The sequence below is a fragment of the Parasphingopyxis sp. genome (assembly GCF_052168295.1).
Classification (GTDB): Bacteria; Pseudomonadota; Alphaproteobacteria; order Sphingomonadales; family Sphingomonadaceae; genus Parasphingopyxis.
The window spans coordinates 64,842-86,482 of sequence record NZ_JBQLZN010000080.1; the positions used below are offsets into that span (position 1 = coordinate 64,842).

A 21,641-nucleotide genomic window follows, 5' to 3' on the forward strand; every position below is an offset into this window, starting at 1 on the left:
GGCCGGGCGTGCAGGTCGATTTCTACCAATTGGCCGGAACGCCCATGGAAGCGGTCGTACCGCAACTGGCCGCCAAGGTGCTGGAAAGCGGCGAGCGGCTGTTGATCGTCGCCGAGGACGAGACACTGCGCGCCTTGCTCGATAACGCGCTGTGGACGCGCGAGCCGGCCTCATTCCTCCCACATGGCGGGGCCGATGACCGGCCGGAGCTTCAGCCGATCCTGCTCGCTGAATCCGTTGAGCCGAAGAATGGCGCGCGGTTTACGATGCTTGCCGACGGCATCTGGCGGGACGCCGCATTGGATGCGGATCGCGTGTTTTATCTCTTCGATACAGATCGGTTAGACGAGGCGCGAACCGCCTGGCGCAGTCTTTCGGCACACGATGACGTCGAGCCGCGATACTGGAAGCAGGATAATGGCCGGTGGCGACAGGGGCCCTGAAATCAGGCGGAGGGGAAGCGCGCCTGCCTCTTGCGCACCGCAGCACATCGCACTAAGCGGGCCGCAAATTTTCCCAAACCTATCGGAGCTCAGCCGTCATGGCCGTCACACGCACCTTTTCCATCATCAAACCCGACGCCACCCGCCGCAACCTGACCGGCGCGGTCACCAAGATGCTTGAAGAAGCGGGTCTGCGGGTCGTTGCCTCCAAGCGTATCCATATGACTCGCGAACAGGCCGAAGGTTTTTATGCCGTGCACGAGGAACGTCCCTTCTTCGGCGAGCTCGTCGAGTTCATGACGTCCGGCCCGGTGGTCGTGCAGGTCCTCGAAGGCGAAGATGCCGTCGCCCGCAATCGCAAGATCATGGGCGCGACGAATCCCGCCGATGCCGATGAAGGCACGATCCGCAAGACCTTCGCCGAATCGATCGAGGCGAACAGCGTCCACGGTTCGGATAGCAACGAGAACGCCGCGATCGAAATCGCCTTTTTCTTCGATGAAGACGAGATCGTCGGCTAAGCGTTCAACCTAGGAATTCCGCCATCGGCTGGAGCTTTTTCGGCGCGACGAAGCTCCAGCTTTTGCGCAACCAGTTCGCGATATGCTCCCAATCGACATTGGGGCGGTCGAGGCGGATCGCGATCCAGCCTGACGGGCCGTAATAGGCGGGTTTGTAATAGATATCGGGTTCCGCCTCGATCAGCGCGGCCTGTTCGTCGGGCCCGCTCGTCTTGACCAGCAGCGAAATCGCATCCTCGCCATGATGGCGGATCGACACATAGGCGAAGAATTTGCCGGACTTCGATGTAGCAATACGCCATCCCGGTGAACCGTGCGATGACTTGGCGGCGACTTCGGGCAGTTCCATCGCGAGTTCGCCGACCTTGGCGACGATCCAGTCCGGATCGCGTTCGCGCGTCACCAGCTCCTCGAGAACGCGCGGATAGAGCTGATGTTCGGCGAGCCGGATCCGCGTCGCGAGTTTCTCCGGCGTATCTCCGGGCAGGATCGCGACCTCGGTCTGGCCGAGGATCGGCCCTTCATCGAGCGCCGGCGTGACAAGATGGACGGTGCACCCGGACACCGTATCGCCAGCGTCGATGGCGCGCCGATGCGTGTCGAGACCCGGATATTTGGGTAGGAGCGACGGGTGAATATTGAGTAGTCGTCCGGCCCACTTTCCTACGAAATCGTCCGACAGGATCCGCATGTAACCGGCGAGAACGACATAATCGGCACCCGCTTTCCGGATCTCGCGATCAAGTATCGCGTCGAATTCCGAACGTTCCATGCCCTTGTGGCTTTGCGCGAAGGTTGGCACGCCCTCGGCGGCGGCAAGTGTGAGCCCGCGCGCTTCGGGGTCATTGGCGGCGACCAGCACGATCTCATAGGGGCAGTCTTCGCGTTTCGCGGCGTAGAGAAGGGCCGCCATATTGGTTCCGCGTCCCGAAATGAGGACGGCAACACGGACGCGATCAGCCATTATGCGTGGCGCTCCATGCAGATGCCGTCGCCCAGCTTTCTGCGGGGCCTGTGACCGTGCACCCACGCCGGCCTGTTTCGACATCGCCGATGCGATGAACCGTCTCACCCGCCTCGGTCAGAGCCGCTGATACCCGGTCAACGGCGTCGGCTGCCACGATCACCGCCATGCCGATCCCGCAATTGAAGGTGCGCGCCATCTCTTCCGGCGCGATATTGCCCTCGCTCTGAAGAAACGCCATCAGCGCCGGTTGTTCCCAAAGCGCCGTATCGACATGCGCGTGCAGGTCGTCGCTCAGTACGCGCGGCAGATTTTCGAGCAGCCCGCCGCCCGTAATATGCGCCATCGCCTTGATATCGCCGCTGCGGACGAGCGGGAGCAGCGATTTCACGTAAATGCGGGTTGGTTCGATCAGCGCATCGACGAGCAGGCGATCCGAGTCGAACGGGGCAGGGGCTTCGAGCGCCCAGTTCTTGTCCGCCGCGAGCCTGCGCACCAGCGAAAAGCCGTTCGAATGCACGCCTGACGAGGCAAGGCCGAGTATGACATCGCCCGCGGCCACATCGTCGCCCGTCAGCGCCTTACCGCGCTCGACGGCCCCGACACAAAATCCGGCAAGGTCGTAGTCGCCATCTGCATACATGCCCGGCATTTCTGCGGTCTCACCGCCGATCAAGGCACATCCGGCCTGCTTGCAGCCCTCGGCGATACCCGCAACGACGCGCTCGGCCACGCCGTTGTCCAATCTTCCGGTGGCGAAATAGTCGAGGAAAAACAGCGGTTCGGCGCCTTGAACGATCAAGTCGTTGACGCACATGGCGACGAGATCGATCCCGATCCGGTCGTGCCGGTCGTAATCGATGGCGAGCTTCACCTTGGTGCCAACGCCGTCGTTTGCCGCGACGAGTAGCGGATCGGCATAGCCCGCCGCCTTGAGATCGAAAAACCCGCCGAAACCGCCGAGATCGGCATCCGCGCCGGGGCGCGCGGTGGCACGCGCCAAAGGCGCGATCGCCTTTACGAGCGCGTTGCCCGCGGCGATCGAAACACCGGCCTTCTCATAGCTGTACGATTCGGTCGATTTTTGCTTGGCGTCCATCTTCATAGCGACTAGCCACATCGGTCTTGGATTTCCACGGCCAAGTCGTCAAAAGGCCCACAATGCAGTTCGTAACCCGTCATCTCAAAGCGCTTTTGGCTCTGCTCTTCGTGAGCGCGGGCGCGGGGGGCATCCTGCTCGCCCAGCAGGCGCAACAGAATTCGCGCGATTTCGGACTGGACAGCGCAGCGAACTACGAAGTGACCGGCATTTTCGTGAACGCGACGGGCGAGAATGCCGAGGAAGCGCGCCGCAATGCCTGGGAACAGGCGCAGCGTGAGGGCTGGCGGATGCTCTATGCCCGGGTCAATGGCGGGTCAGCGGCGCAGGCGCCTAACCTCAGCGATTCCTCGCTCAGCGCCGTGGTGACCGGTATTATCGTCGAGGAAGAGCAGATCGGCCCGACGCGCTATGTCGGTCGGGTCGGCGTCATGTTCGATCGTGCCCGTGTCAGCCGCTATCTCGGCGTATCGGGCGTTATTCGCCGTTCACCGCCAATGCTTGTCCTTCCGGTCCAATGGGTCGGCAGTACGCCGATGAGCTTCGAGGAACGCACGCCCTGGCAGCGCGCCTGGCTGCGTTTCCGGTCCGGCGAGAGCCCAATCGACTATGTGCGCGCCAGCGGCACGGGTCCGACGCCGCTGCTGCTCACGGTCGGCCAGACGGGCCGGCCCGGCCGCGGCTGGTGGCGCTTCCTGCTCGATTCCTATGGCGCGGCGGATGTAGTAATTCCGGTGGTCCATCTGCACTATGCCTATCCCGGCGGCCCGGTCGTCGGCCGTTTCGTTGCCTATCACGGGCCGGACCGGCGCAAGCTCGCGGAGTTTTCCCTGAGAGTGACCAATTCCAACAGCCTGGAGCAGCTGCTCGACGAGGGTGTACGCCGGATCGACGCGGCCTATACGCAGGCGCTGGAAGATGGCCGTTTGCGACCCGATCCGTCGCTGAACTTCGAGTTCGGGCTCGACGAAGACGCGCTCGAAGAAGCGCTCGACGAGCTGGAAGGCAGCGTCGCGGCGGCCGAAACCCGGCGAAGCGCGCCCGAGGTCAATACCGAGCAGGCGACCGCCACGGGCCGCTATACGATCCAGGTCGTCACGCCAGACGCCAACGCCGTTCGATCGAGTGAATCGGCCGTACGCGGCACACCCGGCGTACGAGGGGCGACGACGTCCAGCCTCGCGATCGGCGGGGTGTCGCTGATGGAAGTTGATTATATCGGCGACCTCGACACGCTTGCTTCGGCGCTGGCTTCGCGGGGTTTCCAGGTGGAGCGCGGCGCAGGAACGCTACGCATCAGCAGGGGCGGCGGCTCCAACGGTACGCCGCCCGAAGGCGAATGAGCCAGATCGCGCTGCCGCTCGACTGGCCGGACTCCGGCCGGGACAGCGCGTTTATCGTTGACGAGAGCAATGCCGAAGCGGTCAAGCATCTCGATCACTGGTCGTTATGGCCGGTCCGCACGAGCCTCTTAACCGGTCCGCGCAAGTCAGGCCGCTCGACGCTCGGGCGGATATTCGCGCGCAAGAGCGGCGGCCAGGTCATCGACGATGCGGATCTTTCGGAAGAAGAAACGCTGTTTCATGCCTGGAATGCCGCCCAGGCGGACCAGCGGCCGCTTCTGATCATCGCCGATGAACCGCCGCCGCGCTGGGAGATTGGACTGCCCGACCTCAGAACGCGAATCGCCGCCAGTCCCAAGATTCGGATTGCCGAACCGACCGACGCCCTGATCGCCAACCGGCTGCACCAGCATTTTGCAGAGCGCGGTCTCGCCGTGCCCGAGAACGCGGTGGAGTATCTGCTCAAACGTATGGATCGCAGCCATTATGCGCTGTTGCAGATCATCGAAACGCTCGACCGGAAGGCTTTCGAACGCCGGGGCCGTATCACGCGGGACATGGCGCGCGACGCGATGTGCGAACTGGGTTTCATCGACGCGTAACATTAAAGCCGCTAAAAGCGGTCCATGGACGACTATAACCCGGAACATATTACTGAGGATTTCTCGCGCGAAACCGAGGCCGAACCGGGCACGGAAGACCGCTATTTCAATCGCGAACTAAGCTGGCTCGGCTTCAACGAGCGCGTGCTCGAAGAGGCGCGCAATCCCGCGCACCCACTGCTTGAAAGGCTCCGCTTCCTCTCGATCTCCGGCAATAATCTCGACGAGTTTTTCATGGTCCGCGTGGCGGGGCTCAAAGGCCAGCAACTGCAGGGCGTCGAGATGCGCTCGGACGACGGCATGACCCCTAGCCAACAGCTCGCGGCCGTCGCCGAACGGGCGAACGCCCTAATGGATGAGCAGCAATCTGTTTGGGAGGAGCTCCGCGACGCGCTGGCCGAAGCGGAAATCTTCGTGCTGTCGGACGACGAGATTTCGGGTGATATCGAGGAATGGCTCTCCGAGCATTTCCAGAATCATATCTTTCCGGTGCTGACGCCCCAGGCGCTCGATCCGGCACATCCTTTCCCCTTCATTCCGAACAAGGGTTTCAGCCTGGTTTTCGACCTGACGCGCAAGAGCGACGGCGAGCCGATCCGCGAACTCGTGATGGTGCCGACGACCCTGCCGCGCTTCGTCCGGCTGCCCGGCGAGATGGCCCATTATGTAGCGATAGAAACGATCATCCGGCGCTTCATCGATCTCTTGTTCCCCGGCTATGAGCTTGTCGGGCAGGGCGCATTCCGCATCATCCGGGACAGCGATATCGAGGTCGAGGAAGAGGCCGAAGATCTCGTCCGTTACTTCCGCAGCGCGATCAAGCGGCGACGGCGGGGCAGGGTGATCCGCCTGAAGCTCGAAGCCGATATCCCGGACGATATGGAAGAACTGATCCGCCGCGAGATGGGCGGCGACGACGCCATGGTCGTTGAATCGAGCGGATTTCTGGGCGTCGCCGATCTCGAACAGCTGGTCGACGAGGACCGGCCGGACCTCAAATTTCCGCCGTTCAGCCCACGCTTTCCCGAACGCATCCGCGAACATGGCGGCGACTGCTTCGCGGCGATCAAGACCAAGGATATCGTCGTTCATCACCCCTATGAAACGTTCGATGTGGTTGTCGCGCTGCTCAAACAGGCGGCCGAGGACCCCGACGTCGTCGCGATCAAACAGACGCTCTATCGTGCGGGCAAACAATCCGCCGTCATTCGCGCGCTGATCGATGCGGCCGAAGCGGGGAAATCGGTCACGGCAGTGGTCGAACTGAAGGCGCGCTTCGACGAGGAACAGAATTTGCTCTGGGCGAATGCGCTCGAACGGGCCGGCGTGCAGGTCGTCTACGGCTTCATCGAGTGGAAGACGCATGCCAAGGTGACGATGGTGGTCCGCAAGGAAGAGGATGGCTACCGCACCTACTGCCATTTCGGCACGGGCAATTATCATCCGGTGACAGCGAAAATTTACACCGATCTCAGCTTCTTCACCGCCGATCCGCGCGCCGGGCGCGATGCGGCGCAGCTGTTCAACTACATCACCGGCTATGTGCAGCCCGAAGATCTCGAATTGATCTCCATGTCGCCGCGCGACATGCGCAACGATCTCATGAAGCTGATCGACGCGGAAATCGCGAACGAGCGGGAGGGGAAAGACGGCGCGGTCTGGGCCAAGATGAACTCCCTCGTCGATCCCGCGATCATCGAAAAGCTCTACGAAGCGAGCAATGCCGGGGTCGAGATCGACCTCGTCGTGCGCGGTATATGCTGCTTGAAGCCGGGCGTTCCCGGTATGTCGGAGAATATCCGCGTACGCTCAGTCATCGGGCGGTTCCTCGAGCACAGCCGCATCGCCTGCTTCGGCAATGGCGCGGCGCTGCCCAACAAGAACGCCCATGTGCTGATCAGTTCGGCCGACTGGATGCCGCGCAATTTCGACCGGCGTGTCGAGTACATGATGCCGATCGAAAACCCGACTGTGCATGCGCAGATTCTCGACCAGGTCATGGTCGCGAACCTCATCGACAATGAGCAGAGCTGGCAACTCAACCCGGACGGCAGCTATACACGGATCGAGCCCGAAGGCCGCCCGTTCAACCTCCACCGCTACTTCATGACCAACCCGTCGCTTTCCGGCCGCGGTGCCGCACTGAGCGAACAGGGCTCGATGCCGAAGAAGCTCCACGTCAAGCGGCGTGGATAAACCGGTTTCCAGCGCGAAAGCGCACGCCTAAGGTTCGGGCCGATGTCCGTACTGTCCATGTTGCGAACGGAAGAGGATACGACCGTCGAAAAAGACGGCCGCACAGCGGTCATCGATATCGGCTCCAACTCGATCCGCCTGGTCGTTTTCGACGGTCACGGGCGCCTGCCGGCCTTCCTGTTCAACGAAAAGGTGATGGTCGGTCTGGGCGCGCGGCGCGACGAAAGTGGCGCGCTCGAAGACGACGCAATCGCAGATGCGATGGAAATATTGCGCCGTTTCCGCTCGCTGGCGAACGCGATGAACGTTACGGACATGCGCGCGGTCGCCACAGCGGCCGTGCGCGAGGCCAGCAATGGCGGTGAACTCATCCGGCAACTCGATAAGATCGGCATATCGGTGCGGCTCCTGTCCGGTGAAGACGAAGCGAAGCTCGCGGCAATGGGCGTTCTGTCCGCCATTCCCGGCGCCGAAGGGCTTGTCGGCGATCTGGGCGGCGGCAGCCTCGAGCTTGCGCGCGTCGCCGATGGCGAGGTCAAGGAATGCGCGTCCTTTCCCTTAGGCGTGCTGCGCATCGCGGAATTGCGCGGATCGGGCAAGAAGGGCGCACTCAAGCGGGCGATTGCCAAGGCGCTGAAGTCGGCGGACTGGACCGCGAAATGCGCAGGCCAACCCTTTTATCTGGTCGGCGGTTCGTGGCGGGCGCTGGCCCGGGTCGATATGCAGCGCACCAAATTTCCGCTGCCCATCGTCCATCACTATACGATGCAGCCCGAACGGGCCGCCAAGCTCGTGCGGCTTCTGGCGCGGATCGACAAATTGAAATTGAGTTGCGTACCTTCCATGGCCTCGCAGCGCATTCCGCACCTGCCGGACGGCGCGGCGATCCTTTCACAACTCGTCAAGCAGATCGGACTCGGCGAACTCGTCGTCTCAGCCTATGGGCTGCGCGAGGGCCTGCTCTACGAACGTCTCGATACCGACACTCGAAAAATCGATCCGCTGATCGCAGCAACGCGAGAGGAGGGCGAGCGGCAGGGCCGCTTCCCGGAGCATGGCGATCTGTTGAACCGGTGGATCGCACCGCTTTTCACCGACGAATCCGATACTGACAAGCGTATCCGGCTTGCCGCCTGCCTCCTTGCCGATACCGGGTGGCGCGCGCATCCCGAATTTCGCGCCGAACGCGGCCTCGAAATGGCGCTGCATGGCAATTGGGTCGGGATCGAGAGCAACGGCCGGGGCAAGATGGCGCAGGCGCTCTTCACCAATTTCGGCGGCGGCGTGGGCGTCGTTGAAGAACTCGTCAATCTGTGCAGCACCAAAGAGCTGGAGCAGGCCGCGCGCTGGGGTCTGGCGATGCGGTTCGGACAGCGGTTGAGTGGGGGCGTCGCCGAGCCGCTCGAACTCAGCAATGTCGCGATCGAAGACGGTCGGCTGATTTTGTCGCTCGATAAGGGCGATGCGGAGCTTTACAGCCAGCCGGTCGCCAAGCGTCATCGGCAACTGGCCGACGCGTTCGGCAAGGAACCGGAAATGCGGCTGACCTGACGGGATCAGCCGCAGCTGATTTCGGTGACCAGCGAGTTTTCGTCGTAGGAAATGTTGAGCCGGTCCATGCGGTAATCCATCGTTACCGCGCTGTTCGGCGGAATCCAGCGCAGGATTTCGGCGCCCGAAGCCCGCATTGCGTTTGTCCCAAGCGCCTGCGTCACCGTCTCGCCGACCAGATGCTGCAAAGCCTGCGCATCACACATCCCGCCGCCCGCCATAGGCGGCGCCTCGGACGGAGTCGCACAAGCGGATAGCAGCACGATAGCCGCGAACGTCGTCATGGCCTTACGCATCAGCCGTTTCCTCGTCCTTGGTATGCGTCACCTTCAACTTGCCGTCGCGCACGGCGAATGCCACGCGGCCCTCCACGAGATCGAGCGCATCGCGGCCGAACTCTTCGTAGCGCCAGCCCGTCAGGATCGGCAGGTCCTCGCGCTCGCCCGCGGCCAGCTGTTCGAGTTCGTCGGCCTTGGCGACCAGCCGCGCCGCCACGCCGATCTCGCGCGACCGGATCTTGAGCAACAGCTTCAGCAGGTCTCCGACGAGCGCGCCTTCCTTGCCGAGCCCCGGCTTGCGCTTCTTGCGCGGGGGCATTTCGTCTTCCGGCAATGCGTCCGCATTCTCGACGACATCCATCAGCCGGCCGCCGATATCGTTGCCGGCCCAGCTCGACGGCAAACCGCGTATCTTGGCCAGCGCCTTCTGGTTCTTCGGCGGGTGGAGGGCGATATCGGCGAGCGTTTCGTCGCGCAGCAGGCGACCGCGCGGCAAATTCTTGTCCTGTGCCTCGATCTCCCGCCAGGCCGCGATCGCCTTCAAACGTCCGAGCACCTCGGCCTTGCGGCTCTGGATCCGCACCCGCTTCCAGCTCTCTTCAGGCAGATTGGCATAGTTGGCGGGATCGGCGAGCTTTTCCATCTCCGCATTGATCCACGCGCCACGCCCCGTCTTGCGTAGCCGGTCGAGCATCTTCGGAAAAATCTCGGCCAGATGCGTGACATCGCCAACGGCATAATCGAGCTGACGCTTGTCGAGCGGCCGGCGCGCCCAGTCCGTGAAGCGTGCGCCCTTGTCGAGCGACTTGCCGAGCATCGCATCCACGAGGTTCGCATAGCCGATCTGCTCGCCGAGCCCGAGCGCCATCGCTGCGATCTGGGTATCGAAGATCGGATGTGGCGTCTTGCCGGTCAGATTGTAGACGATCTCCACATCCTGCCCGCCCGCATGAAAGACTTTCAGTACGTCCTCATTATCGACAAGCAGATCAAGCAGCGGCGACAGGTCGACCCCGTTCGCCTTGGGGTCGATCGCGGCGGCTTCGTCCCCGTTGCCGATCTGCACGAGGCAGAGATCGGGCCAATAGGTATTCTCCCGCATGAACTCGGTATCGACGGCGACGAAGTCTGACTTGGCGAGCCGGTCGCAAAATTCGGAAAGAGTATCGCTGTCGTCGATCAGCGGATGGATATTCATGGCGGCGGATTATAGGCGGCGATGACGCATGAACCTAGCGGCGGGCGGACTATCATGTGGAAATTGCCCGCCCGCCGCTGTTCGCGTGCCTGTGCGTTGGTCCGTGTCGTTCGCTAGCCTGACGCGAGTTCGGACTCGCAATTATCAGCATCGCCGGCGACGCGCGCCGTGAACTCCTCCATCGAGCCGTCGTCGGGACCTTGCACGAACGTCCCCTGATGCTCGGTGATTTCGGCTTCGACATCGGCGGAAGTCAGGCCCAGTTCCTCGCCCATGGAAACGGCGGTGGCCATGATCGTGGCAGCCCGCGCCTCGCGATCGTCCTCGTCCGAGCGGATCTCTTCACGCTCCTCGTCCGTTTCGGCAAAGATTCCCTGCGAACCCACGAGATCGGACGATGCCGCCATGGTCGCGCTGCATTCGACCGCCGCGCGATAGGCCATGCCTTCGGGGCTGGCGGGATCGTAGCTTGCAGCCGCCGCTTCCTCGTCACCAGCGTCGTCTGTCTCTTCCGCCGCTTCGCCGTCGTCCGTGGCCGCGTCCTCGCCACCCGCACAGGCCGCGAGCGCCAGTGCAGTGCCCGATATCATTGTTATCGCAAACCGTTTCATCATTGCCTCCCATTTACGAACGGCCGGAATGGCCACCCAAGACGCCTATCGCACAATGGGTCGTCCAACGTCTATGCTGCGAGAGAATAAGCCTTTTATGAGACGTGAAACCTGCACATACCGTTTCGGCCAAAATACGTGACGCAAGAAAACAAGAGCGGGAATCCCGTTCGGCAAACATTATTATGTAGGATATCCGCGATGGGATTGGCTTCTAACAGGAGCCTGACGCGCGCATATCGCGGCTTGCGAGTCCGGCCCTTTCCGCTATGGAGCCGCGCATGACCATGCACACATATCGTACCCATAATTGTTCCGAACTGCGCAGCCACAATGTCGGCGAGGAAGTCCGCCTGTCGGGTTGGGTCCATCGCAAGCGCGATCATGGCGATCTCGTTTTCGTCGACCTGCGTGACAATTTCGGCATCACCCAGATCGTCACCGAGGTCGATGGGCCGGCTTTCGCGACGCTCGAGAGCCTGCGCTCGGAATCGGTGATAACGGTGACCGGGAAAGTTGTCGCGCGTTCGGCCGACCTCATCAATACGAAGCTCGATACCGGCGAAATCGAGGTCCGCGCTCAGGCGGTGGACGTGCAATCGGCGGCCGAGGAGCTGCCGATGCCGGTGGCGGGCGAGGCCGACTATCCGGAAGATATCCGGCTGAAATATCGCTATCTCGACCTGCGCCGCGAGAGCATGCACAAGAATATCCTGCTCCGGTCAGACGTGATCGCCTCGATCCGCAAGCGCATGATCGAGCAGGGCTTTACCGAGTTCCAGACGCCCATCCTGACGGCTTCCTCGCCCGAGGGCGCGCGCGACTATCTGGTCCCGAGCCGTATCCATCCGGGTAAGTTCTACGCGCTGCCCCAGGCGCCGCAGATGTTCAAACAGCTGATCATGGTCGCCGGTTTCGACCGTTACTTTCAGATCGCCCCCTGCTTCCGCGACGAGGACGCACGCGCCGACCGGTCCCCGGGCGAATTCTATCAGCTCGATTTCGAGATGAGCTTCGTCACGCAGGAAGACGTGTTTCGGGCGATCGAGCCCGTGCTGCGCGGCGTGTTCGAGGAATTCGCCGATTGGGACGGGAAAGGCCGGACCGTCGACCCCGATTTCGTCCGTATTCCCTTCGCCGAAGCGATGCTCAAATATGGCTCGGACAAGCCGGACCTGCGCAATCCGCTGGAGATCACGGACGTCTCGAGCCATTTCGAAGGCTCCGATTTCGGCCTCTTCGCCAATATCGTCGGCTCGGGCGGGGTAGTCCGCGCGATTCCCGCGCCGAACACCGGCGACAAGGGCCGCCGCTGGTTCGACAGCATGAACGAATGGGCGCGGGGCGAAGGATTTGCCGGCCTCGGCTACATCAATCGCAAGGAGGGCGCGCCGTCCGGTCCGATCGCTAACAATCACGGCGAGGAAAAGACGGCGAAACTGCTCGAAGAATTGGGCCTTGGCGAAGCGGATAGCGTCTTTTTCGCCGCGGGGAAGGAAGCGGACGCGGTCAGGCTGGCCGGCGGTGCGCGGACGAAGCTTGGCGAAGAGCTCGGCCTGATCGACGAGAGCGTCTTCAAATTCTGCTGGATCGTCGATTTTCCGATGTACGAATTCGACGAGGAACAGCAGAAGGTCGATTTCAGCCACAATCCCTTCTCGATGCCTCAGGGAGAGATGGAGGCGCTGGAAACGCAGGACCCGCTCGATATCCTCGCCTGGCAATATGATATCGTCTGCAACGGTGTTGAGTTGAGTTCGGGCGCGATCCGGAACCACCGGCCGGACATCATGTACAAGGCGTTCGAGATTGCCGGTTACTCCAAGGCCGATGTCGACGAGAATTTCTCGGGCATGATCAATGCCTTCAAATATGGTGCTCCGCCCCATGGCGGGTCCGCGCCGGGCATCGACCGCATCGTGATGCTGCTCGCCGGCGAACCGAACCTGCGCGAAGTCGTGCTGTTCCCGATGAACCAGAAGGCCGAGGATCTGATGATGGGCGCCCCTTCGGACGTTAACCAGCGCCAGCTACGCGAGCTTAACATCAGGATTGTAGAGCCGCCCAAGGAAGGTTAGCGGAGCTGCATGGCGATCGATCTACACGATTACGAAATGGGCGCGGCGTTCGAGGGCGACTATGACGAGGCGCTGATCGAGCTGCAGGAGCGGCTCGCCCATATTCAGGCGGCCTATATCTCCAAAGCGAAACGTGCCGTTATCGCCATCGAGGGCTGGGACGCATCTGGCAAAGGCGGAACCATCCGGCGGTTGACGGGCCGCTGGGATCCGCGTTTCTTCGAAGTCTGGCCGATCGGCGCGCCGACTGCCGAGGCCAAAGCCCGCCATTTCCTCTGGCGATTCTGGAACAAGCTGCCCGGCAGTCGCGAGATCAACATCTTCGACCGCACCTGGTATGGCCGCGTACTCGTCGAGCGGGTCGAAGGCTATTGCTCGGAGAGCGAATGGCGCCGCGGCTATGACGAGATCAACGAGTTCGAGGCGCAGCAGAAGGACAGCGGTACGCCGATCATCAAGCTTTTCATGCATGTGACGCAAGAGGAGCAGGACGAGCGTTTCCGCAAGCGGCTCGAAAATCCGTGGAAACGCTGGAAACTCACCGAAGACGATTTCCGCAACCGCGCCAAGCGCGGCGAGTATCTCGAAGCGATCCAGGACATGTTCGCGCGTACCGATACACGATGGGCGCCATGGACGGCGATCGATGGAAACGACAAGAAAGCCGCGCGGATCGCCGCGTTGCAACATATCGCCGATCGGCTTGAAGAGCAGGTTTCAATGGACCCGCCCGATGTTGATCCCGAAGTCGCTGACCTTGCAGCGTCCCATTTGGGGACAGGCGAGAAGGACTAGTTTAGGGACATTTGCGCGCTCCGCTTTTCCTGTGCGATATTTGCGTAAAGGAGACGCGGCGATGAAGCTATTGCGAATATGGGCTGTAACAATTGGCGCGGCAGCGCTGACGACCGGCTGCGCCCATGACGGTTATTACGACCGTGGCTACGGCTCAGGCTATTATGCGAACGATTATCGCGGCGGCAACGGCTATCACGGCCGGCATCGCTATGCGGACCGTTTGCCCAACCCGTTCCGCGGGCGCGGCGCGGACAAGCTCGATCCGTGGCTGTCCGAAACGCGGGAGGGCCAGCAATTCGTGCTCGATCACTATGCGCTGGGTCCAGACGGCGAAATCAGCGACGCGGAGGCGGACAGCGCCAATGTCTTCTTCCGGCGCTGGGCGGACACGGATCGCGACTATCGCCTGACCGATGCGGAAATCCGCACCGCGCTCGTCCACACCCGCAACCGGTATGGACTGCGCCGCTACTAGGCTTCGGGATAGCGTATTTCGATGATTTCGTAGTCCTTGGGACCTGACGGCAGCCGGACGGTACGACAATCGCCGACCGCCGCGCGCTTCAACGCATTGGCCATCGGTGAAATCCAGCTGATCCGTCCCGCCGATGCCTCGGCTTCGTCTTCCCCGACCAGCGTTACCGTACGCTCGCGATCGTCCTCATCGACCATGGTGACTGTCGCGCCGAAATAAATGCGGTTCTTGTCGGGCTGTTCCGCCGGATCGACGATCTGCGCCGCCTTCATGCGGCGGGAGAGGAAATTCAGCCGCCTATCGATCTCGCGCAGTTTCTTGCGGCCATAGATATAGTCGCCATTCTCGCTGCGATCGCCATTGGCAGCCGCCCAGCTAATCGTCTCGACAAGCGCCGGGCGCTCCTCGCGGAAGAGCTTCTCATATTCCGCCTTGAGTGCGGCATATCCTTGGGGCGTGATGTAATTGACCCGGTCGGCCATCAGCCCGGCGTGGACTTGCCCAGATAGCGCGAAAGCGGTGCGTTCGAACGCGGCATGAAGGCGCGGTCCGGATGCAGGAGATCGTACATGACCGCGTTTTCGAGCACGCGCTGGACGTAATTTTTCGTCTCGAAGATCGGGATTTCCTCGATCCAGCGCACGATATCGACGCTGCCGAGGCGTGGATCGCCGTTGGCGCGAATCCAGCGATTGGCGTTGCCGGGACCGGCATTATAGCTCGCGGCCGCCAGCACATGGTTGCCCCAGCGTTCGAGCAGATGCTCGTAATAGGCCCGGCCCAGCAGGATCGAATATTGCGTATCGCTCGTCAGCGCGGATTGGCTGTAACCACGGCCAATCCAGCGAGAGACTTCACGAGCGGTGCCCGGCATGAACTGCATGAGCCCGCGTGCGCCAGCATGGCTGACCGCGCGGGGATCGAATTGGCTCTCTTGCCGCGCAATTGCATGGACAGGCGTGAAGAACCGCCGGGCACTGGCCGGCATCGGCACCGTCGGATAGCCATAGGCGCTCGCATCGAATCCGTTCACCCGCGCGCTGCGGTGGGTCATCACTGCCAGGTCCTGACGACCGATCTGGCTGGACAGCTGCGCGGCAAAATGATGATCGGCATCGGTTTCGACTTGCTGAGCAAGCTCGCGCAGGAAGCGGCTCTGCGTGTTCCAGGCACCGAGTTCGCCGAGCATGCGGATCGCCGCGACGAGTTCGCTGCCGGCAAAGCGGCTCTCGCGCGCCATGGCGGCGAAATCCTGCCGCGCGGACGTCGGAATGCGCAACTCGCGACCCAGCCGCTCGGTCGAAAGCTGGCCGTAGAAATAGTCGTAATAGACGGCAGCCTCTTCGTAGAAGGCCGTTGCGCGATCGCGCTGGCCCGCCGCTTCGGCGGCACGACCGGCCCAGTACAGGCCTTTCGTGCGGGTCTGCGGCGTACGGGCCGCGCGGCCATAGCGCTCAAACATGCCGATCGCATCGGCCGGCCGGTTCTGCTGCCAGAGCGCCGTGGTCCCGGCGAGCCAGGTCAGGCTCGTATAATCGTCCCGCACGCCCAGCGATTCCCCGCTGATATCCGTGCCCGGCGCGAAAGCGTCGTCCACCTTGCTGGCGATGTCGAAGGCGGTCGACCATTGCCGGTCGTTCGCCGCGGCCCGCGCGTTCAGGAGCAGCACTTCATACCATTCCTCGGCGTCCGTTGGCCGATATTGCAGCGTCGGCCGGTTGGCGAGCAGGCGCCGCGCCTCCAGCGAACGGCCGTTGTTACGCAACCACATAGCCCGTTCGGCGACATAGCCGGCATCGCCCATCGCCGCGCCACCGGCCTCGGCGCCGGCGCCGGTCGCCAGCCGCAAGCGGGCCGAGTTGGCATCGCGCCGCGACGCAGAAGTCAGCGAAAGGACCCGCGCCGCCGCCGACACATCGTCTTGCCAGAGGAGATAGTCGAACCGCATGTCATGATCTTCGGCCGACAGCGCGCCCGCGAAACGCGAAAGAATGACGCCTTCGTCGGCCGAAGCCGAGGCGCTGTTGAACGAACCGAGCCGCCAGGCCCGGCGCGCCTGTGCCGCCGCCTCATCATTGCGCCCGAGCGATGCAAGCGCTTCGGCGTATCGCAAAGCGCCCGACGCCGTCAGCGGTTCGAACCGCTCGAAAAAGGCAACGAGCGACCGCGCCGACGTCCCCGTGACCGGGATCTGGTTCTCCGCAATGCGGCGCAACCGGTCTTCGCCCGGCCATCCCGGATGCGAGACGAGAAAGCTCGCATAGTCGTTGAAGGGCAGGGCGTCGCTCTGCTGCAAGCGGTTCCAGCGCAGGATGGCTTCGCCGAGCGGATGCGCTCGCGGAACCGAACCGACGGAACCGGCGCCCGAAACGCCGAGCCGGCTCGCATACCAGGCGCGCTGTTCGGACGTCAGCGATTGGGCCGACGCGCTGGCGGTTCCGATCAGGGCGGCAGCGCCGAGCGCCATGATTGCAATGGTCTTTTTTATCATGCTGGACATCGTGCGCGCACAATCCTTATCTGGCAATGAATGAGCCCCGGTGATTTGCCGTCGATATGCCGCGCAAACATGTGGAGGTGAAGGAGAAATTTATGTTCAGCGGGTCGATTCCGGCTCTGGTGACACCGTTTCGCGACGGATCGTTCGACGAAGCGGCATATAGAAGCTTCATTGACTGGCAAATCGAGGAAGGCAGCAGCGCGCTCGTGCCCTGCGGCACGACGGGCGAGGCGGCCACGCTGACGTTCGACGAGCATTTCGAGGTCGTGCGCGTCTGCGTCGATCAGGCCGGCGGGCGCGTCCCCGTAATCGCGGGCTGCGGCTCGAACGACACGCAATCGGCCATCAAGAATATCACGAAAGCGCAGGAACTGGGCGCAACGGCCGGGCTGGTCGTGCCGCCCTATTACAACAAGCCCAACCAGGAGGGCATCTACCGGCACTTCGAGGCGATCGTTTCAGCCTGCGACCTGCCGATTGTACTCTATAATGTCCCTGGCCGCACCGTTTCCGATATCGCGGTGGAGACGATGCAGCGGTTGCGCAAATTCCCCTCGATTATCGGCGTCAAGGATGCGACCGCGGACATGGACAGGGTCAGCGCGCAGCGGGCAGCATGTGGCGAAGACTTCTGCCAGCTCTCGGGCAATGACTATCTCACGCTCGGTTATCTCGCCATGGGCGGCGTCGGCTGTATCTCGGTTACCGCCAATGTCGCGCCGCGACTATGTGCAGAGTTTCAGGCGGCCTGGGCGCGCGGCGATACCGAGGAAGCACTGGCGCTCAACGACCGGCTCTACCCGCTGCATGATGCCATGTTCGCGGACGCTTCGCCCGGCCCGGCGAAATATGCGCTGACCAAAGTACGACCCGGATTTCCCGGCGAACTGCGGTTGCCGATGACTTGGCCCTCCGAAGCGGCGCAGGCCAGCGTCGATTCAGCCCTTGCTCATGCAGGTGTGCTAGAGAGCTGAGCCATGGCGCGTCCGCAACCCACCACCTTCGACAAAGTGAAGACCGTCGCCGAGAACCGGCGCGCGCGGTACGACTATGCGATCGACGAGAAGTTCGAGGCGGGAATCGCGCTGACAGGGACAGAGGTGAAGTCGCTGCGCTTCGGCGAGGGCACGATAGCTGAAAGCTATGCCGATGTGCAGGACGGCGAAGTCTGGCTGATCAACGCCAACATCCCCGAGTTCAGCCATGGCAACCGTTTCAACCATGAGGCGCGGCGCCCGCGTAAGCTGCTGCTCCATGCGCGGGAAATCAACAAGATGCGCGGGGCCGTGGAACGCAAGGGCATGACGCTCGTGCCGCTTTCCGTCTACTTCAATTCGCGCGGCAAGGCGAAGGTCGAACTGGCCCTCGCCAAGGGCAAGAAGCAGCATGACAAGCGCGCGAGTGAAAAGGCGCGTGACTGGAAGAGGGAACAGGGTCGCCTGCTGCGTGACCGTGGCTGATTCCCGGCGCGAAGCCGGCCCGATGATGCGGTGGATCCGCAAGCATTCGCCGAGCCGCGAAGAACTCGCGAAGAACCGCTTTATCAAGCCCTTCGCAAGCCGCGTGATGCACAGCTATCTGTGGCGGTTCAATCGCCGCTCCGTTCCGCGCGGCGCCGCGCTCGGCATGGTCGTCGGCATATTGGTCATGATACCCGGCATCCAGATGATCGTCTCGGCTTTGCTGGCCTTGCCGTTTCGGGCGAATATCCCGGTAGCGGCCGCGACGACCTTCACCAGCAATCCGATTACCACCCCGCTAATCCTGATCGGCGGTGTGTTCGTCGGCAACAATGTGTTCGGGCTCGAAGCCGATCCCGCGCATTTCCAGACGCTGATCGACCGGCAAGCGGGTGTGTCCGAGTGGCTGGCATGGTTCGCCACCGATGCGGCGCCGGCGCTTCTCGGCGGACTGTTCGTAATAGCGATCGTAAGTGCGGTACTGGCCTATATGCTGGCCGACTGGTTCTGGCGCTACCGCGTCGCTCGGCGCTGGAAGCGGCGCCACCGGTCACATGAGAGCCCGGAGCAGAGCTGATGGCAAGCCGGGCGTCATCGGGGGGCAAACCGAGTATCGCGACAAATGTTTTCGCCGATCGCGCATTGCTCGTGCTCGTCACATTTGCGGGCATCGGCTCGGCTGCATTGCTGATGTTCATGCTCGAGAGCCCGTTTTTTGCGGCCGGGTTCGCGGCGCTTTTCGTGTCCGCATTGGGCATCGCTCTCATCTTCGCGCGGCGCCGGCCGGTTAAGGTTGCCGCAAAATCGACGGGCCCCGATCGTGCTCTGATACGAGCGGCCATCGAGAGTGCCGCGATGCCCGTTGCCGTGACCGATCGCGACGGCGTGCTGATCGCCGCAAACCACCATTATGAGCGCGAGTTTCGCGATGCGCCGACGCCGCCGGCCCTGCCATTGCCCGATGACGGCGTGAACCGATTGACGAACGCGGGCCGCACGGCCTGGCGCGACGGCCGGGGCAGCGCGGCTTCTCTGGTCACACAATGCGGGCGCTACGACGCGGTCGTGGAGCGCGGCGGCGAGATGGGCGACTTTCTCGTCTGGCGGTTCGCGCCCGCGGCTGCGGCCGATCTGGTCGGCGATGCGCGGCGGCTGCTCGAAAGCGGGGCGGGGAAGGCCCTTGGCGTCGCGGGCGTCATGGGCGTGCTCGTGGACGCCGACGGCAAGATGATCGCGGCCAATCAGGTATTCCGTCATCGTGCGCTCGATACGCCGCAGGAGCGGATTCGCTCCAAGGAATTCACGGCGTTGCTCGAGACCGGCGAAGACGAATTGCTGCGGCTTGCCCGCGAAGGCGAGGACGGTCCTCCATTGCGCCTCGTTCAGGTGCCGATAGCGCCGGATGGCGGCGATGGCCCGCTGCTGATCTTCCTGCTCGACGACATAGTCGGACCGGGGCAGGGGGCGGATCGGCACAATATTCAGGCGTTACTGGGGATGTTGCCGCTGGGCCTGGCGCTTGCCGAGCGGGACGGGCGTTTTCTCTACATGAATAGCGCTTTTCGGCGGGCGGCGGGTCTCGCCGACGACGCGCAGCCCGTATATCCCGGCGATCTGGTCGTCGACGAGGACAAGACGGCGGTCGCCAACGCGGTGCGGCGTTTCGCCAATAGCGCCTCGATATCCGCCGATATTGCACTTCGGCTCAAGCATCAGCCTGACGAAACGGTTGCAATGACCGTCGCCGGGGCACCCGGCCTTGGCGATGCGGCGGTGTTGTTGAGTCTCAAGGACAATAGCGAGGACGAGAAGCTGAAGCGGCAGGTCGCGCAGGCGACGAAGATGCAGGCGGTGGGGCAGCTCGCAGGCGGTGTTGCCCATGACTTCAACAATATCCTGACCGCGATCATCGGCCATTGTGACCTGATGCTGATGCGCCATACGCCCGGCGACAGCGACTATGACGACATCCAGCAGATCAAATCGAACTCGAACCGGGCGGCCGGACTGACGCGGCAGTTGCTTGCCTTTTCGCGGCAGCAGACATTGCGCCCGCAAATCCTGCAGCTTCCCGATGTGGTCTCCGAAGTCTCGAACCTGCTCAAGCGGCTGCTCGGCGAAACCGTTTCGTTGGATATCCGGCACGGCCGCAATCTTGGCCCCGTACGGGCGGACCCCGGCCAGTTGGAGCAGGTGATCGTCAATCTCGCGGTAAATGCGCGCGATGCGATCCAGGCGCGCACGGATAATGAGGGCAGGGGTGTGCTGAAGCTCGAGACTTTCGCCGTGACGCCGCGTGAGGTGGATGCGATGGGGCACGATGTAATGCCGCCCGCCGAATATACGGCATTCCGGCTTACGGATTCAGGGATCGGGATCGCGCCCGAAGCGCTCGGCAAGATATTCGAGCCGTTCTACACCACCAAGGAGGTCGGCAAGGGCACCGGGCTCGGCCTTTCCACCGTCTACGGCATCGTGAAGCAATCCGGCGGCTATATCTTCGCCGATTCGGAAGTCGGCAAGGGAACGTCGTTTACGGTCTATCTGCCGGTGCATGGTGGAGAGGAGGACCTCCGCCCGGACGTGCCGACCGCAGATCGCGAAACCGAACCGGCCGAACAGCAAGAGAGTAAAACGGCGAAAGCGCCGGAAACCGCCAGCGCCGAACCATGGGGCAGCGGCACGATCCTGGTCGTAGAGGACGAGGATATGGTGCGCGCCGTCGCCGAGCGGGCGCTTTCGCGGCAGGGCTATGCGGTCGTCACGGCGCGGGATGGGGAAGATGCGCTGGAGATCATCGCCGAGCGTCAGGATTTCGACCTCATCCTGTCCGATGTGGTCATGCCGGGGATGGACGGCCCGGCCATGGCGCAGGAGCTGCGCGCGACAATGCCGGATGTGCCGATCCTCTTCATGTCGGGCTATGCCGAGGAGCAGTTGCGAAAATCCATCGATATCGAGCAGGTCCATTTCCTTCCGAAGCCGTTTTCGGTGCAAAAACTGGCGGAAGCGGTCCAATCCATATTGGATACGACCGATAGCTGACCGTATACCGGTGCGTGGTATCAGCGCTTTCCCGATTTCGCTTTATCGCAGCGCTGAATGGGAATAGGGCCCGTCCATGTCCGAAACTCGTGTATTGATCGTCGAAGATGAAAGCCTGATCGCCATGATGCTGGAGGATTTCATCGAATCGCTCGGGCATGTGCCCGTGAAGATCGTCGATTCTGTGGAATCCGGGCTCGCCGCGTTGGAAGAGGAGGTGTTCGACGTCGCGATCCTGGACGTCAATCTCAGCAATCGGGAGCCGAGCTGGCCGATCGCCGACGCGCTCGAAGCGAGCGGAAAACCGTTCCTGTTCACCAGCGGCGGCGATATCGAGCCGCCCCCCGAACGGCACCGTGACCGCCTGTTCCTGGAAAAGCCGTTCACGCTGGAAGGCGTGGATGAGGCGATAAAGTCCGTCCTCTCGCCTTAATCTTGTTCCCTACTTGTTCTTTGAGAACAAAGCGTATACAGATGCG

21 protein-coding genes are annotated in these 21,641 nt (G+C 62.6%); 14 read left to right on the forward strand and 7 right to left on the reverse strand.

Annotation, left to right across the window (positions count from 1 at the left end; all coding sequences use genetic code 11):
- Nucleotides 1-8 precede the first annotated feature (8 nt).
- Entirely contained in the window at nt 9-443 is a 435-nt protein-coding gene (locus tag ACTS1Z_RS12880) for a DNA polymerase III subunit chi (RefSeq protein ID WP_442624867.1), read from the forward strand.
- 98 nt (nt 444-541) lie between these two features.
- On the forward strand, nt 542-964 hold the full coding sequence (gene ndk / locus ACTS1Z_RS12885; RefSeq protein ID WP_442624868.1) for a nucleoside-diphosphate kinase: 423 nt from the start codon (nt 542-544) through the stop codon (nt 962-964).
- Between the two features lie 4 nt (nt 965-968).
- Here ndk and purN read toward each other — a convergent pair whose 3' ends face one another.
- Both purN and purM read right to left on the reverse strand, forming a co-directional pair.
- The gene (gene purN, locus ACTS1Z_RS12890; RefSeq protein WP_442624869.1) at nt 969-1,928 is read right to left on the reverse strand and encodes a phosphoribosylglycinamide formyltransferase; all 960 of its coding nucleotides are present in this window, start codon (nt 1,926-1,928) and stop codon (nt 969-971) included.
- The gene (gene purM, locus ACTS1Z_RS12895; protein ID WP_442624933.1) at nt 1,921-3,027 is read right to left on the reverse strand and encodes a phosphoribosylformylglycinamidine cyclo-ligase; all 1,107 of its coding nucleotides are present in this window, start codon (nt 3,025-3,027) and stop codon (nt 1,921-1,923) included. Before purM ends, purN begins: the two co-directional genes overlap by 8 nt.
- Before the next feature lie 62 nt (nt 3,028-3,089).
- Here purM and ACTS1Z_RS12900 point away from each other — a divergent pair, with 62 nt between their 5' ends.
- From ACTS1Z_RS12900 to ACTS1Z_RS12915, 4 genes are read left to right on the forward strand one after another with little or no spacing between them, the layout of a single operon-like run.
- Entirely contained in the window at nt 3,090-4,370 is a 1,281-nt protein-coding gene (locus ACTS1Z_RS12900) for a heavy-metal-associated domain-containing protein (protein WP_442624870.1), read from the forward strand.
- Nucleotides 4,367-4,972 carry an HdaA/DnaA family protein gene (locus tag ACTS1Z_RS12905; protein ID WP_442624871.1) on the forward strand — a complete coding sequence of 202 codons (606 nt, stop codon included), beginning with the start codon at nt 4,367-4,369 and terminating at the stop codon, nt 4,970-4,972. The genes ACTS1Z_RS12900 and ACTS1Z_RS12905 overlap by 4 nt, the downstream gene beginning before the upstream one ends.
- A 24-nt stretch (nt 4,973-4,996) precedes the next feature.
- Nucleotides 4,997-7,168, forward strand: coding sequence for an RNA degradosome polyphosphate kinase (locus ACTS1Z_RS12910; RefSeq protein WP_442624872.1), 2,172 nt, complete (start codon nt 4,997-4,999; stop codon nt 7,166-7,168).
- Between the two features lie 42 nt (nt 7,169-7,210).
- A complete protein-coding gene (locus tag ACTS1Z_RS12915; RefSeq protein ID WP_442624873.1) occupies nt 7,211-8,719 on the forward strand; it encodes a Ppx/GppA phosphatase family protein in 1,509 nt (502 codons plus the stop codon).
- Nucleotides 8,720-8,724: 5 nt separating this feature from the next.
- Here ACTS1Z_RS12915 and ACTS1Z_RS12920 read toward each other — a convergent pair whose 3' ends face one another.
- The 3 genes from ACTS1Z_RS12920 to ACTS1Z_RS12930 form a co-directional block, all read right to left on the reverse strand.
- The gene (locus tag ACTS1Z_RS12920) at nt 8,725-9,015 is read right to left on the reverse strand and encodes an I78 family peptidase inhibitor (protein ID WP_442624874.1); all 291 of its coding nucleotides are present in this window, start codon (nt 9,013-9,015) and stop codon (nt 8,725-8,727) included.
- On the reverse strand, nt 9,008-10,195 hold the full coding sequence (rnd, locus tag ACTS1Z_RS12925) for a ribonuclease D (protein WP_442624875.1): 1,188 nt from the start codon (nt 10,193-10,195) through the stop codon (nt 9,008-9,010). Before rnd ends, ACTS1Z_RS12920 begins: the two co-directional genes overlap by 8 nt.
- 113 nt (nt 10,196-10,308) lie before the next feature.
- A complete protein-coding gene (locus ACTS1Z_RS12930) occupies nt 10,309-10,809 on the reverse strand; it encodes a hypothetical protein (protein WP_442624876.1) in 501 nt (166 codons plus the stop codon).
- A 284-nt stretch (nt 10,810-11,093) separates the two neighbouring features.
- Here ACTS1Z_RS12930 and aspS point away from each other — a divergent pair, with 284 nt between their 5' ends.
- The 3 genes from aspS (at nt 11,094) to ACTS1Z_RS12945 (ending at nt 14,157) form a co-directional block, all read left to right on the forward strand.
- On the forward strand, nt 11,094-12,884 hold the full coding sequence (gene aspS, locus ACTS1Z_RS12935) for an aspartate--tRNA ligase (protein ID WP_442624934.1): 1,791 nt from the start codon (nt 11,094-11,096) through the stop codon (nt 12,882-12,884).
- Nucleotides 12,885-12,893: 9 nt separating this feature from the next.
- Nucleotides 12,894-13,679 (forward strand): polyphosphate kinase 2 family protein, encoded by a 786-nt coding sequence (locus ACTS1Z_RS12940; RefSeq protein ID WP_442624877.1) that lies wholly within the window; start codon nt 12,894-12,896, stop codon nt 13,677-13,679.
- A 61-nt stretch (nt 13,680-13,740) separates the two neighbouring features.
- Nucleotides 13,741-14,157, forward strand: coding sequence for a hypothetical protein (locus tag ACTS1Z_RS12945; RefSeq protein WP_442624878.1), 417 nt, complete (start codon nt 13,741-13,743; stop codon nt 14,155-14,157).
- Here the strand turns inward: ACTS1Z_RS12945 and greB are convergent.
- On the reverse strand, nt 14,154-14,639 hold the full coding sequence (greB, locus tag ACTS1Z_RS12950) for a transcription elongation factor GreB (RefSeq protein ID WP_442624879.1): 486 nt from the start codon (nt 14,637-14,639) through the stop codon (nt 14,154-14,156). The two genes, ACTS1Z_RS12945 and greB, sit on opposite strands and share 4 nt — an antisense overlap.
- Nucleotides 14,639-16,648 carry a lytic transglycosylase domain-containing protein gene (locus tag ACTS1Z_RS12955; RefSeq protein ID WP_442624880.1) on the reverse strand — a complete coding sequence of 670 codons (2,010 nt, stop codon included), beginning with the start codon at nt 16,646-16,648 and terminating at the stop codon, nt 14,639-14,641. The genes greB and ACTS1Z_RS12955 overlap by 1 nt, the downstream gene beginning before the upstream one ends.
- Before the next feature lie 101 nt (nt 16,649-16,749).
- On the opposite strand from ACTS1Z_RS12955, the gene dapA reads away from it, so the two are divergent.
- The 5 genes from dapA to ACTS1Z_RS12980 all read left to right on the forward strand — a co-directional run bounded on the left by dapA (nt 16,750) and on the right by ACTS1Z_RS12980 (nt 21,595).
- Nucleotides 16,750-17,631 (forward strand): 4-hydroxy-tetrahydrodipicolinate synthase, encoded by an 882-nt coding sequence (dapA, locus tag ACTS1Z_RS12960; RefSeq protein WP_442624881.1) that lies wholly within the window; start codon nt 16,750-16,752, stop codon nt 17,629-17,631.
- Nucleotides 17,632-17,634: 3 nt separating this feature from the next.
- The gene (smpB, locus tag ACTS1Z_RS12965) at nt 17,635-18,117 is read left to right on the forward strand and encodes an SsrA-binding protein SmpB (RefSeq protein WP_442624882.1); all 483 of its coding nucleotides are present in this window, start codon (nt 17,635-17,637) and stop codon (nt 18,115-18,117) included.
- A 22-nt stretch (nt 18,118-18,139) separates the two neighbouring features.
- On the forward strand, nt 18,140-18,694 hold the full coding sequence (locus ACTS1Z_RS12970) for a DUF2062 domain-containing protein (RefSeq protein WP_442624883.1): 555 nt from the start codon (nt 18,140-18,142) through the stop codon (nt 18,692-18,694).
- Complete coding sequence (locus tag ACTS1Z_RS12975; RefSeq protein WP_442624884.1) at nt 18,694-21,162, forward strand: response regulator; 2,469 nt, start codon at nt 18,694-18,696, stop codon at nt 21,160-21,162. The genes ACTS1Z_RS12970 and ACTS1Z_RS12975 overlap by 1 nt, the downstream gene beginning before the upstream one ends.
- Nucleotides 21,163-21,238: 76 nt before the next feature.
- The gene (locus tag ACTS1Z_RS12980) at nt 21,239-21,595 is read left to right on the forward strand and encodes a response regulator (RefSeq protein ID WP_442624885.1); all 357 of its coding nucleotides are present in this window, start codon (nt 21,239-21,241) and stop codon (nt 21,593-21,595) included.
- The last annotated feature ends 46 nt before the right edge of the window (nt 21,596-21,641 follow it).